This window comes from Bacillus sp. EB600, assembly GCF_024494385.1.
Taxonomy (GTDB): Bacteria; Bacillota; Bacilli; order Bacillales; family Cytobacillaceae; genus JAEVLT01.
On sequence record NZ_JAEVLT010000014.1, the window covers coordinates 83249 to 99734 of the forward strand.

Here is a 16486-nt window from a genome sequence, read left to right on the forward strand (position 1 = left end):
ATATATTTATAGACTTATATTTCTTAAGACATGACTGGAACGACGAAATTCTCTTGATACGTTGTCTCAATTTCAAACTGCAGTTTCTGTAGTCTTTCAACATCCTCACGCCGTGTAAATTCAAATTGTTTTAACTCGGCTGCGCTCACATCCTGTTTGTCTAGTGCCTTATTAATTACTTCCGCTAATACATCTGCATCCAATAGGGCACAATTAATCCCAAAGGCTCCGCTTGGACTCATCGTATGGGCTGCATCGCCCATGATGACGACTCCATCCTTTACCCATGTTGGACATTGACAACTTTGCACCTTTAATAAAATAAAATCATTCCAAGATTGAATGGAGTTGCACACCGTTTCCGCTAACTCCGGAAAGGCCGCAATCACCCGTTCAATAAACGGTGAAAATGATTGCTTTATCAATGTTGGATACGAATCCTCTTCAATATTCCAGCCTATCTGGATAAATCCGCCTGCTTGAGTAAATAAAGCAAGCTGCTGCCCATCAATCAAGGCATTTTTAATCGTCGGCTCCCAGCCGGCTGGGCTAGGAACTTTTGCCCAAAGCAGCTCATACCCATGTTTAATTGTAGTAAACGGCAATTCTGCCAGCCTTCTTACAGTAGAGAACCGCCCATCCGCACCAACTACGATTTTGCTATGAATAGTTACTTCCTGGTCGCCGCTTGTAGCCTTTACACCGGAAACGCCGCCATTTTTATTAAAAATGAACTCAGTCACCTTTGTCCCCATCATAAGCTTGTAATTTGCAAACGGTTCAGACTCCGAAATCAATACACTTAACAAATTCTTTTGTGGAACATGGATGCCGACATGCCGTTCTCCTTTGGCAGGTGTGACTGTCTTAATGACCTTGCCGTAATGCCAATATTCAACTCGTTCCATTAACAGCAGTCCAGCTTGTTCTACTTTATTATAAAGACCATATTTTTTTAATACTTGTTCTCCGTCCTCGTTGAGATGTTCGCCCCGGAATTCCTTGTCTATCCCCATATGACGTTCGAGAACAATCGTTGAAATCCCTTTTTTCGCGAGCAAATATCCTAACAGAGCACCGCCGGGACCTGCACCAACAATGCAAACATCCGACTCCATTTTCATATTTGAAAACCACCTTATTTTTATCGGGTTAATAACATATTGATGATTGTAGTGTAAATTTATTATTTAGTCACTTACTTTATGTAAGTAATTATATTTTTAAAAGTTACTTGTGTCAAATTAATTAGTTTTGTATTGTAATTATATTATTAATGGTAATATACTAATAGGGGGTGAAGAACAATGGATCAGTCTTTCATTTGTCCTCGATTTGAAAAAGCCATGGGGATGTTGAGCCAACGCTGGACAGGTCTTGTCATTTATCAGCTGTTAACAGGACCGAAACGCTTTTGCGCATTAGAATCCTCTATAGGAATAAGTGGAAGGGTCCTTTCGGAGCGACTAAAAGATTTAGAACAAATTAAAATCGTTAAACGCGAGGTATTCCCGGAAACACCGGTGCGAATTGAATATTCCCTAACCGAAAAAGGGCTAGCATTAGAGCCGATCATAAAAGAAATTGAAAAATGGTCACAAACCTGGCTGCAAATTGAAGTAGAGCAATGAAACCTAAATTTAAGATAGTGAATTGACTACTACACATAAATACAACTTCTAGCGATTTGCAAGAGCAACAAAAAAGTCTTCGTTCTAAGGTAAGAAAAAAGCACAACTAGCGAATAGTTAGTTGTGCTTTTTTCGCGCAAAGCTTCCAATTGTCCCAATAAGAACCTACCCATTATTTTTTCATCTGTTTACTTCTTAACTGACCACAAGCAGCATCAATATCTGCCCCATGCTCTTGGCGGATTTTACAATTTATACCTCTCTTTTTTAACGTATCATAAAACGACAACACCGATTCCTGCTCACTTCTTTGGTATTGACTATGTTCATCTACTGGATTGTATGGAATTAAATTTACATAGGCACGCTGATTTTTATTGCTGAGTAGATCAGCTAGCTGCTCAGCCTCTTCTTTATGATCATTTACACCCTTCAACAGGATATATTCAATCGTAATTCTCCGGTTTGTTTTTTCTAAATAATAGTCGATTGCCTGCATTAACTCTTCGATTGGAATCGCACGATTTATTTTCATAATCCGAGATCGAAGCTCATTATTCGGGGCATGCAAAGAGATTGCAAGGTTAACCGGCAATTGGGTATCAGTGAAATCGTAAATCTTGCCGGCGAGACCGCTGGTCGAAACAGTGATATGTCTGGCAGGTATGGCGAGTCCTTTATGATCCGTCACCACTTTTAAGAAATCGACCAGATTTACAAAATTATCAAATGGCTCCCCAATCCCCATTACAACAATATGACTTACATTTTCTCCCTGTCCGAGCTGATCCAGATGAAGTTGAACGTTCATAATTTGTTCGACAATTTCTCCACTGGATAGATCTCGGTTTTTCGCTAATAAGCCGCTTGCACAAAAACTACAGCCAATATTGCAACCAACTTGTGTTGTAACACACACAGATAAGCCATATTTATGTCTCATCAAAACCGTTTCAATCAAGTTGCCGTCCGGCAAATTGAATAAAAACTTAATTGTTCCGTCTGCGGATTCCTGCTTCACATTCAAATTTAATGTTTGAATAACAAAATTGTCTGCGAGTAATTGAATACATTCCTGATTCACATCCACCATATCAGAGAAATCTGTTACGCGCTTCCGGTAAAGCCACTCCCAGACCATTGATGCCCTGGACTTCTTTTGGCCATGTTCTATAAGCCACTCCGTTAATTGATTACATGTTAATCCATAAATGGACTCTTTCTTCATACGTTCACTCTTTTCTTCATAATAAAAAATATTCTACTACTAAACTAGATGAACTAGCAATCCTGATTGATGTGAGAAGTTGATTTTCTCCGGATAGACTTAACCAACTTACTCTTTGGGCAAGTCAAGTGCTTGGTAGGCAAGCTGATACTTACCGCCTTCAGCAACTTCGGAATGATACAAAGCCTTAAGGGCAAAGTTTTTCTCAAGGTCGAGATCTTCCATCAATTCTTTTAAGTGCTTTTGCAATTCTTTATTGTCTTTGACCAGCTGTTTCATTTGTGATTTTATATATTTCATAAAATAGTTGACTCCTTTCAAACGATCTTCCTCTAATAGGTATATAAAGTGAAAAGTTTCACTAGATATGATACTGCTCACTATGCGAACCGTTTATTCAGGCTCAATCGTTGCAAATTTGTATTCTTATATTAGTTTGTTCAATTAAAAAGTCAGTATATCACACAAGTAACTCAATTATTATACTGCGAAAAACCACATAAGTTAATTCCAATTATCTTCATTATGAAAAATATGCGATTAAGGTGTTTATCAGGGACTTTCTGTCCATTTTCTTGATTAAATGGCATTGGTTGAACATGACACCTATATGAAGGAACTAGCACTTATGAATACCAATGAAATGGCGAAGACTAGACGTATACTAACTTTATTTAATTATTACAATTTGAAAAAATGAAGGTGACAAGATGAAAGTTACGGATGTACTTGTACATTGTTTAGAAAATGAAGGTGTGGAATATGTGTTTGGGATCGTTGGTACCGAGACACTTGATCTCGCTGATTCGTTATCAAAATCGAACAAAATTCAGTTCATCAATGTCAGGCATGAGCAAGGTGCAGCTTTTATGGCAGATGTTTATGGCAGATTGTCAAAAAAAGTGGGCGTTTGTTTATCAACGCTGGGTCCAGGTGCTACAAACCTGCTAACGGGAATTTCCAGTGCACAGCTTGATCATTCACCTGTAGTGGCATTAATCGGACAGGCTGGTGTAGGGCGGCACCATGAAGAATCCCATCAATATCTAGACATTGTTAAAGTTTTTGAGCCTGCTACAAAGTGGAGCACACAAATCATTGAATCAGAAGCAGTTCCTGCGATAATCCGAAAAGCTTTCAAAATCGCAAAAATGGAAAAGCCCGGCACAGTGGCAATCACATTGCCGGAGAACTTTGCAGCACAAATGATTTCCAAGAAGCCCTTGCCAGTTACACCTTTGCCTGAATGTGTCCCTGTTAACGAAGAATTACAAACTGCAAAAAGCCTTATCCAAAAACATCTGAAACCACTTATTATTCTCGGAAATGGGGTAATCAGGCAGGAAGCTGTTGCTGAGCTTCAGACCTTTATTCATATCCTCCAGTCCCCTGTTATTCACAGCTTTATGGCAAAAGGTGTGTTAGCTAAAGAAAACCCAGTTAATTTTTTTACTTTTGGATTTAACCAAAACGATTTAACTTTAGCTGGTATCAAAGAAGCTGACCTGCTGATTGTTATCGGTTTCGACTTTGTTGAAAAGCTGCCGAAGGATTGGAATGAAAAGAAACTTCCGGTCCTACATATCGATACGTTACCAGCAGAAATAAATGAATATTATCCCATTGAGAGTGAACTGGTTGGAAACATTAAGAAAACACTCCAATTGCTCAATCGAGCGGAACTTCCAGCCAAATCATGGGTACCAACAGGAAATCTTCAAGAAAAAATAAAGGCAGCCTATCAAATAAACAAGAATGAAACCGACCTCACCCCCCTGCCCTTTACAATTGAGAATGTTCTCCATTGTATTGAAAATCTTACATCAGAGAACACGATTGTTATTTCAGATGTCGGTGCCCATAAAGTTTCAATTGCCCGAACTTATCAACCCAAAATGCCGAATCGTTTAATCATTTCAAACGGGCTTGCGTCGATGGGAATCGCCATTCCAGGGGCAATCGGAGCTAAGCTAGCCTGTCCAAATGATCCCGTTATTTGTATCACTGGCGATGGTGGTGCTCTAATGAATTTTGCCGAAATAGAGACAGCCAAACGTCTAGGTCTCTCTTTCATCATAATTGTGTTAAATGATTCAATGTTAAAGCTTGAGGTCCAGCAAATGAACAAAAGGTTTGGAAACAACTACGGAGTAACTTTCCAGAACCCTGACTTTGTCCAATTAGCTGCCAGCTTCGGAATAAAAGGAGTGCAAGCTAATAACCTAGGTGAATTTGAAAACATTCTCAAAGGGACGCTGCAGACTTTAGAGGATATTGCCCTAATCAACGTTTGTTTGCAAGATTGACCTTTTCCCCCTCTCTATCCTGGAGTATGGACTACTACTTTCTGAATATGTAAATAGAAAGGCTTATTCTATGGGGGCTATGATCATCCTTTTGGTTATGATAATCCCGGTTCATTCATCCCGCTGGCAGGCAAACATTTTAAAACAAAAAATCTATTAGCTGAAACAGCCAATGACCAAGTAAGTACAGTCGTCTTTTCTCACTATGGTGTACCTACTTTTCGAGGGAAATATAGTTGAGAAATGGTTAAAGCCAGCGGAAGCATAGTAAGAGCCAATCCTGATGGCTTTCAACTGGAATTAGTTGACTGAGGTCCAAGAAATCCAAAAACAAAAGGAAATGTATATTACCGACCTTGGGATCTTTAAACTACCCGGAAAGAAAATACGTGTTGCTCCGAACACAGGTGTAATTTGGAAGTTTACAAAGTTCTAGTCGCTTTAATTCTTTTAAAAAAAGTATAGCTGATGTCAACCCAGATCCAATTATAAATGAATGCAAATAAAAATATGCCACCTGTTGTGAAAAATGAAAAGGAAGTCGAAACGGCTGGACCTAAGACGGGGAATTGGAAAATAGATAATAGCAGGATGACTCCAATGGTTAAGAGAACGGCACCCGCTGCAATAATGCTCAATCTCTTCTTGAAAAAATAAAAAGCCCCACCGGTACCTATTCCCAATAAACCAGTCGTTAGCGGAAACACAATCAGTTCACTGGGCTGTAGGAATAGAAGTAATAGATTAGTAAGCAAATAGGACATGACTCCAAGCGGAAGGGAAAGCATGGTACAGAAAAGAATTGGTGCAGTTGCTAATGGACTGATAAAATATCCGACCCCCGGTAAAATACCGCCTGCTGCTTGGAAAACAGCTGCAATACTTGCGAACAGCGCACCTAAAACTAGCCGTTTCGTTTTTGAATGTTTGTAGAATGCTAATTGAGTTGATCGAACATCATCAGAAATTGTTTTAAAAAAATACATCGTTCCCACCTCATTCCAAGGAGTTCTTTGTTTATAGCTTATTCTCGGTGTTTTCCCTGTTTAAATAAGAAGTATAGGAACCAAACTGCATGATTTTGTTCATCTGCTGCTGCCCTACGAAAAACTTCTTTTATAAATTGATTACTTGTTTCGTCTGCAACCTCATGGTAAAAGTCAACTGTATTTTGCTCATCCTGTAAAGCAAAATCCAATCCTTTTACATATGTGTTCGGACATCCTTCATTTATTTTCGGTTGAGGTTGTTTTCCTGTAAGACTTTGGTAAAGCTGTACAAATTGTTGAAAATGTCTCTTTTCATCTTTTCGAATTTCAAGGATTTGCTTTCTTTCCTTCTCTGTGAGAGCCAATTTAGCGATATGAGCATAACACTGTATGGCACTGTACTCTCCATTGATTGCTTTTTCTACGTCACTAATTAATTTTTCAGTTTGTCTTTCATTACCATTATAATTATTATAATATGGATACATATTCTTAACCTCCCGGTTCAAAATTATGATATTTTATGAAAAATACAGATAGGTAGTGCAAGTCTATGTAATTGTGTAAGTTTAGGTTTAAATATGAAAGTGGCTGTATAATCTTTACCAAAATAGATTTATTAGAAAAAATGCACTTTTTTAAGGAGAAGTACATGAGCAAAAAAACTGCAGTCGTAACAGGATCGTCTAGTGGCTTTGGTTTGTTGAGTGTGATCGAACTGGCATTAAAAGGCTTTACGGTCATTGCAACGATGAGGGATTTGAACAAGGCTGCAGCCTTATGGGAGGTTGCTAAAGCAAAGCATGTTGAGGAAAAGATTCACGTCTATGCCCTTGAAGTTACTTCCAGCGAAGCTATTAATCAATTAAAAAACTTGTTAACAGAACTTCCATCGGTGGATGTTTTAGTAAACAATGCAGGCTTTGCACTCGGCGGCTTTAGTGAAGAACTGTCGATCGAAGACTATCGGCGGCAATTTGAGACCAATTTCTTCGGGGTAATTGCTGTCACCCAAACAGTCCTCCCTTTTATGAGGTCCAAAGGCCAAGGCAGGATTATCAACATAAGCAGCATTAGCGGGCAAATTGGCTTTCCAGGATTATCTGCCTATGTGTCATCCAAGCATGCCCTTGAGGGATATAGCGAAAGCTTAAGGCTTGAGCTTAAGCCATTAGGTATCGATGTTACCTTGGTTGAGCCTGGATCTTATCAAACGAATATTTGGGCAAGTGTCGATCAAACGGAATTCAAGGAAAATTCACCTTACTTATCCTATATGAAAAGCCTTCTAAAAGAAATTGAAACCGGAAAAGCAGACCACGGAAATCCAGTCGAGGTAGCGAAATTAGTCGCGCAAATCGCCTCGCAGCCAACATCGCCAAACCTTAGATACCCGATTGGAAAAGGAGTAAAAAGGTATCTGTTTCTCAAACATTTCCTGCGGTGGGAATGGATTGAATCAGCTATTTTAAAAAAGCTAAGGCCGTAAAAACAAAAGCGGAAGCGACTGTTTGACGACGTATAAGCCATAACCTTGCCAGAGCTGCGTTAATGGTTTTTGCTGATGTGTTTAGTACTTGGTTCGATGTTCAGCTTTTTTGTCACTGGGACCTTGTTTATTTAAGCAACTGCCTTTCTTCTGTATTCGTCCTCACGATCAAATCAAAAGTCCTTCTCCATTTTAGAGAAGGACTTTTACTGTTTTTCAGCTAAAGTGCACTCACGCTACCCAAAGTTTGAACTCCAGCCAATTCAAAAACGCTGAAATTACCCAAACTTGATATTAAATAGTACATCAAGAGATAAAGAACCGGGACCTGACAAGGTAATTCCTAATGCGATAGCCATTAGTACCAAATTATACTCGATTCCACCATCATCTGAAAACATGCCATTTTTTCTAGTTACTGTTTTAATGGCAACAATCATTGGGACAATGATTAATACAGCTGCCAAAGGAGTTAGTAATCCCAATGCGAATAAAATTCCGCCAATAAATTCGCCTATTCCAGCGAATAGCGCCATCGTTTTCACAGGTTTTATGCCGATTTTTTCAAAGAAGGCACCAGTTGCTGCAGGACCATTGCCACCGAACCATCCAAATGCTTTTCGAGTTCCGTGTGCAGCATAGTATAGACCCACTATGATACCCTTCTCCTTCCCGTCCATTTCTAGAAGGGTAAACTGTCAGTTTTGGGGTGGAAATCCAACGGCTTCAGTTGTGGAAGCCGTTTACAAAAAAACTCCAATAATTCACCTTTCTTTTAGGTGCTACAGTATCTGCCAGTTGTAAATTTTCTTTACGTCTGTGTTTTGAGATACTCATTAGATTCGATAACTTTTCATCAATATATTCATTCATCAGTAAATCAAGCTTTATTGAAAGTGATATATACTCTGAATTGGCTGACCCCTTCTGAGTATATATGTCACGTAAGGTAATTTTAAGATTATGTATTTCCATTAAGAGATTCAAATTTTCCCATTGAGCAGGTGCTTGTACTTTCCTCATGTAATTCCTCACCTTTTTCAATTATGATTTTTGTAAGAATAAAAACTTTTATTAAAGTCCAAAGCTCGTAGGAACTTTGACAAATTTTCATTCCAAAGCAATTCTGATAGTAGCACAGAGTTTGATGTAAGTGAATGAGGAAAGAAAAAATAAAAATATTGAAAAAAATAGTAAATAATATTGAAATACTAAGAGTTGACAGGATAATCCTTTCCAAACTCTTGATACTTAAAAACTTCTGATTACCTAAACAATTTACTATAGAATATTCGGCTATTTTGAAATAATAATTTGGATAAAGTAAAAATATTTATAAAATTGCCAAAAAGTTTAACGCTTTCAAACAGTTATGCATTAAATCAAATTAGTGTCACGTAATAAAGTGCCTTTTACTTTTACTTTAAGTACAATTCCTCAAAATAGCCCTGTTTGCGTTATTTTTTTGTGCTTATATTTAAAGAGCTAGCACACTCGTAGGCGTTGCCTTGTTAAATTTATCCCCGTAGTAACGTGTAGAAATACATTTTAACAAGAAATCATACTTTTTCGTTAGCGTAACCTTGTGAATTTGACATGCTCCTCTATTACTAGATTAATAAATCTCTCTTTCTCTTCATCCATACTAATGATCATTTTGACATTTTTTTCGCTGCTTAAAAAGCGCTTCACCCTGCTGTTTTGGTAAATGATATATGAGTATCGATAATCCTTCTCCATTGAGGAAAACCAGGCTTCTTCCTTTAATCTGATAATGTGCTTTTCAAATTTTGATTTTGGCGACAAATCAGGAATGAAATGGCCAATTATTTCACCTGCAATGTCAAAAAGTAAATCAATAATAATGCTAATGGACATTCACCCTCTAGACAATTTATATAATACTCGATGTATTTTCCTCATTTATAAAGCTGACCTTTCCTAAACTATAACATAATACTCTTTCTATTTTGGAGGAGTTTTATTATTGCACTAATCTGACCAGCACAAAAAGAAAAGCCACCACAATGGCGGCCTCTTCCACTTTTGCACTCCACCTTCGTACACTAGAGCATTAGGAAAATGTTTTTTTAACATGCTTTTATTTATCGTCTCAACACAGATCTAATGTTTTTTTCTGGGACCTACAATTAATTTGATTGCTGTTCTATTTTCATTATTGATTAAAACATCTATAAATGCGGGGACAAAAACCAGATTAATACCACTAGGAGCTACGAATCCTCTTGCGATCGCAATCGCTTTAATCGCTTGATTTATAGCACCAGCTCCAATCGCTTGAATTTCTGTACTTCCCCTTTCACGCACTACGCCTGCAATGGCACCTGCAACAGAATTTGGATTTGATTTTGATGATACTTTTAATACATTATCCATATAAAATTTTCCCCCTGTTATTTTATCTCTTGATATGATCACTAGAAAAAATGTAAGTAACGTATCTTTAATAATATTCAAATTCATATCAAACAGAACGATTGAACGTATTCCATTGCTACTTTTTGTTTATCCTGTATTTTCACTTGAATAATTAAGCATCCCTGCAAAAGGAATGCGACCGTTGGTTGTACAACTTTATTTATGTTGTAGGTTGAAAGGACGGTTGAAACGATTTCGTTCTTCAAAAAAAGTTGTAAAAAAAGAGTGACTTCTTATGTCCGCTAATTGCGGAATAAATAAAGTCACTCTTTTTGAAAATTATTCGATGGTGCCACTAGCACCTATTGTTTTTAATAGACATCACGTTGGTATCGACCTTGTGCTTGCAAATCATTTAGGTAAGCCTCAGCTGCTTCTTGAGTCATGGCACCTTCTTTTTCAATAGCACTGATAAGTGCGCTGTGGACGTCTTTTGCCATATTTTGCTTATCTCCACAAATGTAGAAATATGCTCCATTTTCCAGCCATTCAAACAATTCTTTGCTGTTTTCAAGTATTTTATGCTGTACATATACTTTTTGGGACGAATCGCGGGACCATGCAGTATCTAATTCTGTTAGTACTCCATCTTTTTGATATTTTTCTAATTCGTCTTGATATAGGAAATCAGATGCAGCATGCTGGTCTCCAAAGAATAGCCAAGTTCTACCTGCTGCTTTATTCACTGCACGTTCTTGGATAAAGGAGCGGAACGGTGCAATGCCTGTCCCAGGACCAACCATAATAATATCTTTATCTTGAGACTCTGGCAGCCCAAAGTGTTTATTTGGTTGAACAAATACTGGAAGCGTATCACCTACATGAACACGTTCCGCAACTAAAACCGAACAAACACCTTTCCGATCGCGTCCGTGAGATGTGTAGCGAACAGCACCGATCGTTAGATGCACCTGACCAGGATTAGCAGCAATGCTGCTTGCAATAGAATAGAGACGCGGTGTCATTTTTCTTAAAAGAGATACGATTTCTTGAGCAGTAGCCTTCCATGGACCAAAATCACGTAACATATCAAGCAAATCACGCCCATAGGTATATTCTTTCAATTGGTCTGCATTTTCGACTAACACAAGTTTTTGTAACTCTTCGCTTTCTGTATAAGCAGCAGCCTGCTGTAGAATTTTTTTCGACAATAATGTTATTTCAAAATAATTTGTCAGCGCTTCCTTTAATGGGAGTATATCGCCTTGCTTGTTAATTGTAACAGCCATTTCTGCATCCCATTTCATTTCTTCAAGAATGGAAGTCACTAGATCTGGATCATTTTGCGGGATAATACCCAGGGCATCACCCGGGACATAAGAAAGACCTGATCCTTCTAACGAGAACTCAATATGTCTCGTTTCTTTATTAGAACCAGTTCCATTTAAATTTACATTTTTGAGAACTTTCGCTTGAAATGGATTTGTCCTTGAAAATGTTGTTGGAACCTTTTTGTCCTCTTTTGTATTTTCGGAGTTTGTTACTGTAAGTTGCATAATCTTCACCTCAAAAAAAGTTGTATATGGTTAGAATAACACAGAATGACAAAATCTGATATGTTTTCAAACACATTTTCTAATAGTTGGCTCTTATTAATTAATAAGTTAACAGTTTTATTATACAAGCTTGACCATATAGTTCAACAAAAACATTTAAAAAGTGTGTCGGCTAACAACTGTTAATTTATACATTGGATACAGATTACCGTACCAAATTCGAATAAAATTAGATAATCTTCATGTATTCTTTGAATTTTTTCTTCATAGCATTCCCTATTTGAGTTTGCCCCTCAAAGAAATTGCCTCTTCCCTAACGCAATACTCTTGATGCACTTGCAAAAGAAGACGGATTATAAGAAGAAATTTTTACAACATCACCCGTTTCAGGGGCTTGTATCCATTGTCCGCCACCAATGTACATCCCAACATGATAAGCAGGGTCACCCTTAAATACTAAATCGCCCGGCTGTACTTGGCTCGGAGAAATTCTTATTCCCACATTTTGTTGGGCATTTGATACTCGCGGAAGATTGACTCCTACAGAATGGAAAACATATTGCATTAATCCTGAACAATCAAATCCGCTTGGCGAAGATCCGCCCCAAACGTAAGGAACACCCAAATATTGCTCAGCAAATGCAATGACCTTATTTGCCTTTTCAGTGTCAGTTAGACTCGCTCCACCAGTTGATGGGGCCGATAATGAAGAATTATTTGGTAAAGATTGCTTTGGAACCTGCTGCTGTGCCTGTTGTTGAGCATTCTGTTTAGGCAGTTGTAGAGCTTGCTGTTGTGCTTCTTGCTGTGCTTTTTGCTGTGCTTTTTGTTGTGCTTCTTGCTGTGCTTTTTGTTGTGCTTCTTGTTGTGCTTTTTGTTGTGCTTCTTGTTGTGCTTTTTGTTGTGCTTCTTGCTGTGCTTTTTGTTGTGCTTCTTGCTGTGCTTTTTGTTGTGCCAGTTGTTCCGCTTGTTGTTGAGCTAGTTGAACCTGTTGTTGCTGTAAAATATTTTTCGAATTTGCTAATTTCTTTTCAATTTCTTGTTTAGCTGTTTCAATCTTTTTTTGTTCAGAAGCTAATGCATCCTGATTCTTTTTTAAATTGTCTAATTCGCTATGTAATTGTTGCTCAGCATCATTTAAGGCTTGTTCCTTTTCATTTAAACTCTTTAGTAAGTCAGCGTCACTTTGAAGAAATTGCGAAATGGCAGTAGAGCGAGTTAAAAACTCGGATATGTTTTCAGACGAAAGCAAAAGTTCAGCGTAAGTGATCATCTGCTGTTGTCCTTGTGATTGATAGCTTCTTAGTCTTTCAGAATATACCTCTTTGCGAGAGTCAAAGTCTTTTTTTGCTTGTTCAATTTTAGTTTTTGTTTCTTCAATTCGCCCTTGTTGTACTTTTATTTCATTGTTTAGTTTTTGGCTTTTATCCATTCCAATGATAATTTGGTTGTCTAATTGTTGCATATTTGTTTCAAAGTTATCAATTTGTCCTTGTGTTGCATTAATTTGTCCTTGTGTCATTTGTAAATCTACTGGACTTGCAAAAGTAGGGGTTGCTTGCACCAAAGTGGCTAAAACGGCAACCGATACCGAATATTTAAATGTTTTCCCTTTCATTCCAAAATCACCTTTTCTTATCCAAAATTATTCAGACTACTCCTTAGTTTAAATATGGAATTGACTAAAAACAATGAATCTGTGTGCGATTTAATATATTTGTAATATTATGTTGAATATTCTTTTAAAAAGTCGAATATAGGAAAGGGACCCTAAGAAGCATATCCTGTTTCTAAACGACAAAAAAACCTTGCATTAGCAAGGTTTTAATTTTGACTCTTTTTCAGCAAAGTATTAGTCTTTTTCGTCTTCTTCCTTCATTATTTCATCAAATGCCGAGGAGACTTTATCGAATTCTTCGTCGCTTTCAATAGCTGTAAAATCACCATCCTGGTCGACCTTTAAAAAGAAGATATCGATATCCTCTTCGGTTTCTTCTTGAAGATCCTCCACAAAACTGACTGCAACGTAATCTGTCCCTTCGATATTTATCGCTGCTAGTACTTCAACTTCCTGCTCTTCCTCATTCTCATCACTAATCGTAAAGATTTCGCCTACTTCAATCTTTTCCATGTGAAAGCCCCTCTCCTTTTTGAAACATTGTATTGCAAGAATAGATCCATTTAAAAGGATTCACTACCATTTTATTACCAAATAAGACAAAATTCATACAGAAAATTCTTATTTAAAACATTACCATACAATTTTAACCGGACAGATATGAAATAATTACTATAATTAAGATATTTCCAAATTATCTTTGATAATCTATATATTTATTGCATAGATGCTGAAATTTCTTGCATCTTTTGAGAAACTAGAGGATAAAAATTATTTATTGCACTATTTGTGGTATTACCTCCGAAAAATCCAGTACCTGGGCAAGTTTTAACAATATGTCCTATGCTGTTATTTAACACTCTTTCACCCGTTCTCAAATCCCACCAATGGTGATATGTGATACTGTCAATGGAAGGAGTTAACCCGAATTTTATACACAGCAAGGCTGTGATATAAACAATCGTTTCCTTTTGTTGCTCAGTCATTATATCACCGCCAATTTCAAAGTTTCCAACATTTTCAATGGCCAATCCTTCAGAGTTAGCCTTAAATCCAATTGTACCTTCCGGAGCTATGTCAAATGGCCTAGAAACAGCTACTTTTCCGTCCGGAAATGTAGTAATGTTTTGAGCTATATTCTTCCATCTCATTTCTTTCATATGAAAATTCTCCATCCCCCTAAGCATTATAAAATGATTGGAACCATGAAAATGCTTGTATGAAGGTTTCCAAGTGTGATGTTCTTGGATTAAACTTATTTTTCTATTAAACCGATTCTGAAATAACCAATCTCTAAATTCTTCCTTTGTCATAAGAATATACTGACCTTCAGTTGTTGCAGCTTGAGCAGGAGCTATATTCATTTGCATTATGAAAATCAAACAAATAACAAGTACTAAGTTTTTTTTCATTTTGTATATCCTTTCATTTTTATATGACAAATCTTAACAGTTTCCTTGTTCACAGCAACACACTGTTCGTATATTATTTCTTACATATTAGGTTGTAAAACAGTATTGAAATTATTCTCATTACTGTTTGTTAATTTTAGTGAAGATAGGGTAAAGGATAACAAAAAAGCTAACTCTAATCCCTTATAATGGACTTAGAGTTAGCTTTTGGTACTAATAACTCATTCTAATCTTTCTAAAATTCTTCGCTTGCGATAAAGCATAATTCCCGCCTCTGATAGATCGTTTATCATGCTTCTGTTTGTAAAGGCGCCAAATATCATGCCGGCAACCGGAACCAGTTGAAATAGTTTTTTCCATCCGAACTGGTCCCTGTATGTGTAAACAACTTCTCTCCAGCCCTGCAGCTGTGACATCATTTCACCAGACGTATTCTCTTCTTTCCGATAATAGTTGGAAAGTTCATCTAGAATCGCACGTTTGCCTACAACATCAGCTAACGAAAATTGCAAGCATTTAATTATGAACACTCTTTCGCTTTTATCGTTTGGATCATAGCCATGGATGATAGCAATTTCTTGCAATGTCTTCAATGAAATTGCCAACAACGCAGGGATATCTATTGCAAGTGTAAAAATTCCGCCAATCCCTGTACTCGCTCCTTGAATGGTTGCAAATTTCTTTCTTTTACTAATTACTTCACGGCTTATTTTGTCCATCAATTTCAATGGAAGGTCCTGAATATCTAAAACCGAATTTATAGGCTTATCCGCTTCTTTTTCGATCATTCTGTAGAGTTTTTTTTCAAAAGTCAAATACTTCCCACCTGATTGGATATATACTCCTATCTCTTCCAGCAGCACACCTATTTTGTCATGAATAAATTTTGGTGTTAGTTTGTCCAATACTTTAAAGGGAAGACGGCCAATCTTCTCCCAAAACCACAAACCTCTCTTGCTTTTCTCCCACTTCTCAATTGTGGATAGTTCTTTCAATAATTCATCTTTTGATTCCATTTGTATTAATCACCTTTTCATTTTACCTAATGGTATTCATGTTACGTTGATTATAACGATTAGATATAAGGTTCTCAACAACTCCTAAATGTAACACTTCTAAAAAAAATCCCAATTGGAGACACATCCAATTGGGACTTTTTATCATTAACGATTTATATGGTTGTACCATTTAATAAAGTTATCAACGACAGAATCGATAAACTGAACGGTTGATTCATCTGTCATGTTGCCGGCTTCATCAAGTTTTGTATGAACAGCTCCAACATATACTTCATTTCCAGGAAGTAGTGGAGAGGAAATGCCAGGAGAGAATAAAATATCACGTAAATGCATTTGCGCTTTTACTGTTCCAAGATTCCCCATGGAAGCCCCCATGATCCATGATGGCTTGCCGATCATGACTTTATCAACACGTGATAACCAATCAATCACATTTACTAAAACACCAGGAACAGTACCATTATATTCAGGTGTAACCCATAAAACAGCATCTGCATTTTTCACTTTATTTTTAAAATTTATTACAACTTCAGGCGGGTTATTTTCAATATCTTGGTCATAAAATGGTAATTCGCGAATATTTAAAATTTCAAGTTCAAAACGTTCTTGATAGCGCTTTTGAATGTATTGAGCTAACTTTAAGTTATAAGAATCCTTACGTATACTTCCAACAATTGCTACGACTTTCACTTTTAAAAACCTCCAATAGCATAAGTATAAAGATATTATGGTGATAACTAACTTTATGATAAAGGATATTTTAGTAAAAATAAAATAATATGCTTTCTTCAAACTACTTCATCTCAAGCTAATTGATTTCGAATTATTTTACTAGTACTATTTTACTATAAAAAGTCAA

At 36.9% G+C, this 16486-nt stretch carries 18 protein-coding genes; 3 read left to right on the top strand and 15 right to left on the bottom strand.

What is annotated here, in order from left to right; all coding sequences use genetic code 11:
- Positions 1 to 23 precede the first annotated feature (23 nt).
- Positions 24 to 1124: an FAD-dependent monooxygenase gene (locus JN080_RS15480; protein ID WP_256236907.1), complete on the bottom strand. Its 1101-nt coding sequence runs from the start codon at positions 1122 to 1124 to the stop codon at positions 24 to 26.
- A gap of 183 nt (positions 1125 to 1307) precedes the next feature.
- Here JN080_RS15480 and JN080_RS15485 point away from each other — a divergent pair, with 183 nt between their 5' ends.
- Entirely contained in the window at positions 1308 to 1631 is a 324-nt protein-coding gene (locus tag JN080_RS15485) for a winged helix-turn-helix transcriptional regulator (protein WP_256236908.1), read from the top strand.
- Between the two features lie 172 nt (positions 1632 to 1803).
- Here JN080_RS15485 and rlmN read toward each other — a convergent pair whose 3' ends face one another.
- Positions 1804 to 2859: a dual-specificity RNA methyltransferase RlmN gene (gene rlmN, locus JN080_RS15490; RefSeq protein ID WP_256236909.1), complete on the bottom strand. Its 1056-nt coding sequence runs from the start codon at positions 2857 to 2859 to the stop codon at positions 1804 to 1806.
- Positions 2860 to 2967: 108 nt separating this feature from the next.
- Positions 2968 to 3159 carry a hypothetical protein gene (locus tag JN080_RS15495; protein WP_256236910.1) on the bottom strand — a complete coding sequence of 64 codons (192 nt, stop codon included), beginning with the start codon at positions 3157 to 3159 and terminating at the stop codon, positions 2968 to 2970.
- A 410-nt stretch (positions 3160 to 3569) separates the two neighbouring features.
- Between JN080_RS15495 and JN080_RS15500 the strand changes: the two genes are divergently transcribed.
- Positions 3570 to 5165, top strand: coding sequence for an acetolactate synthase large subunit (locus JN080_RS15500; RefSeq protein ID WP_256236911.1), 1596 nt, complete (start codon positions 3570 to 3572; stop codon positions 5163 to 5165).
- A 422-nt stretch (positions 5166 to 5587) separates the two neighbouring features.
- Here JN080_RS15500 and JN080_RS15505 read toward each other — a convergent pair whose 3' ends face one another.
- Together JN080_RS15505 and JN080_RS15510 are read right to left on the bottom strand one after the other, a co-directional pair.
- The gene (locus JN080_RS15505; RefSeq protein ID WP_256236912.1) at positions 5588 to 6151 is read right to left on the bottom strand and encodes a hypothetical protein; all 564 of its coding nucleotides are present in this window, start codon (positions 6149 to 6151) and stop codon (positions 5588 to 5590) included.
- 38 nt (positions 6152 to 6189) lie between these two features.
- Positions 6190 to 6642, bottom strand: coding sequence for a ferritin-like domain-containing protein (locus tag JN080_RS15510; RefSeq protein WP_256236913.1), 453 nt, complete (start codon positions 6640 to 6642; stop codon positions 6190 to 6192).
- A gap of 164 nt (positions 6643 to 6806) precedes the next feature.
- Here JN080_RS15510 and JN080_RS15515 point away from each other — a divergent pair, with 164 nt between their 5' ends.
- Positions 6807 to 7643: an SDR family oxidoreductase gene (locus tag JN080_RS15515; RefSeq protein WP_256236914.1), complete on the top strand. Its 837-nt coding sequence runs from the start codon at positions 6807 to 6809 to the stop codon at positions 7641 to 7643.
- Between the two features lie 278 nt (positions 7644 to 7921).
- On the opposite strand, the gene JN080_RS15520 is transcribed toward JN080_RS15515, so the two are convergent.
- The 10 genes from JN080_RS15520 to JN080_RS15565 form a co-directional block, all read right to left on the bottom strand.
- Positions 7922 to 8296 (bottom strand): DoxX family protein, encoded by a 375-nt coding sequence (locus tag JN080_RS15520; protein WP_309144685.1) that lies wholly within the window; start codon positions 8294 to 8296, stop codon positions 7922 to 7924.
- Positions 8297 to 8369: 73 nt separating this feature from the next.
- Entirely contained in the window at positions 8370 to 8666 is a 297-nt protein-coding gene (locus tag JN080_RS15525; RefSeq protein WP_256236916.1) for a hypothetical protein, read from the bottom strand.
- A gap of 549 nt (positions 8667 to 9215) precedes the next feature.
- Positions 9216 to 9521 carry a hypothetical protein gene (locus tag JN080_RS15530; RefSeq protein WP_256236917.1) on the bottom strand — a complete coding sequence of 102 codons (306 nt, stop codon included), beginning with the start codon at positions 9519 to 9521 and terminating at the stop codon, positions 9216 to 9218.
- Positions 9522 to 9767: 246 nt separating this feature from the next.
- Positions 9768 to 10040: a stage V sporulation protein S gene (locus JN080_RS15535; protein ID WP_256236918.1), complete on the bottom strand. Its 273-nt coding sequence runs from the start codon at positions 10038 to 10040 to the stop codon at positions 9768 to 9770.
- Positions 10041 to 10393: 353 nt separating this feature from the next.
- Complete coding sequence (locus tag JN080_RS15540) at positions 10394 to 11578, bottom strand: sulfite reductase subunit alpha (protein WP_256236919.1); 1185 nt, start codon at positions 11576 to 11578, stop codon at positions 10394 to 10396.
- Positions 11579 to 11891: 313 nt separating this feature from the next.
- A complete protein-coding gene (locus tag JN080_RS15545; RefSeq protein WP_256236920.1) occupies positions 11892 to 13196 on the bottom strand; it encodes a C40 family peptidase in 1305 nt (434 codons plus the stop codon).
- A gap of 234 nt (positions 13197 to 13430) precedes the next feature.
- Entirely contained in the window at positions 13431 to 13709 is a 279-nt protein-coding gene (locus tag JN080_RS15550) for a DUF1292 domain-containing protein (protein WP_256236921.1), read from the bottom strand.
- A 203-nt stretch (positions 13710 to 13912) separates the two neighbouring features.
- On the bottom strand, positions 13913 to 14608 hold the full coding sequence (locus JN080_RS15555; protein WP_256236922.1) for an N-acetylmuramoyl-L-alanine amidase: 696 nt from the start codon (positions 14606 to 14608) through the stop codon (positions 13913 to 13915).
- A 221-nt stretch (positions 14609 to 14829) separates the two neighbouring features.
- Positions 14830 to 15624 carry an EcsC family protein gene (locus JN080_RS15560; protein WP_256236923.1) on the bottom strand — a complete coding sequence of 265 codons (795 nt, stop codon included), beginning with the start codon at positions 15622 to 15624 and terminating at the stop codon, positions 14830 to 14832.
- Between the two features lie 147 nt (positions 15625 to 15771).
- Positions 15772 to 16317: an NADPH-dependent FMN reductase gene (locus JN080_RS15565; protein WP_256236924.1), complete on the bottom strand. Its 546-nt coding sequence runs from the start codon at positions 16315 to 16317 to the stop codon at positions 15772 to 15774.
- Positions 16318 to 16486 lie beyond the last annotated feature (169 nt).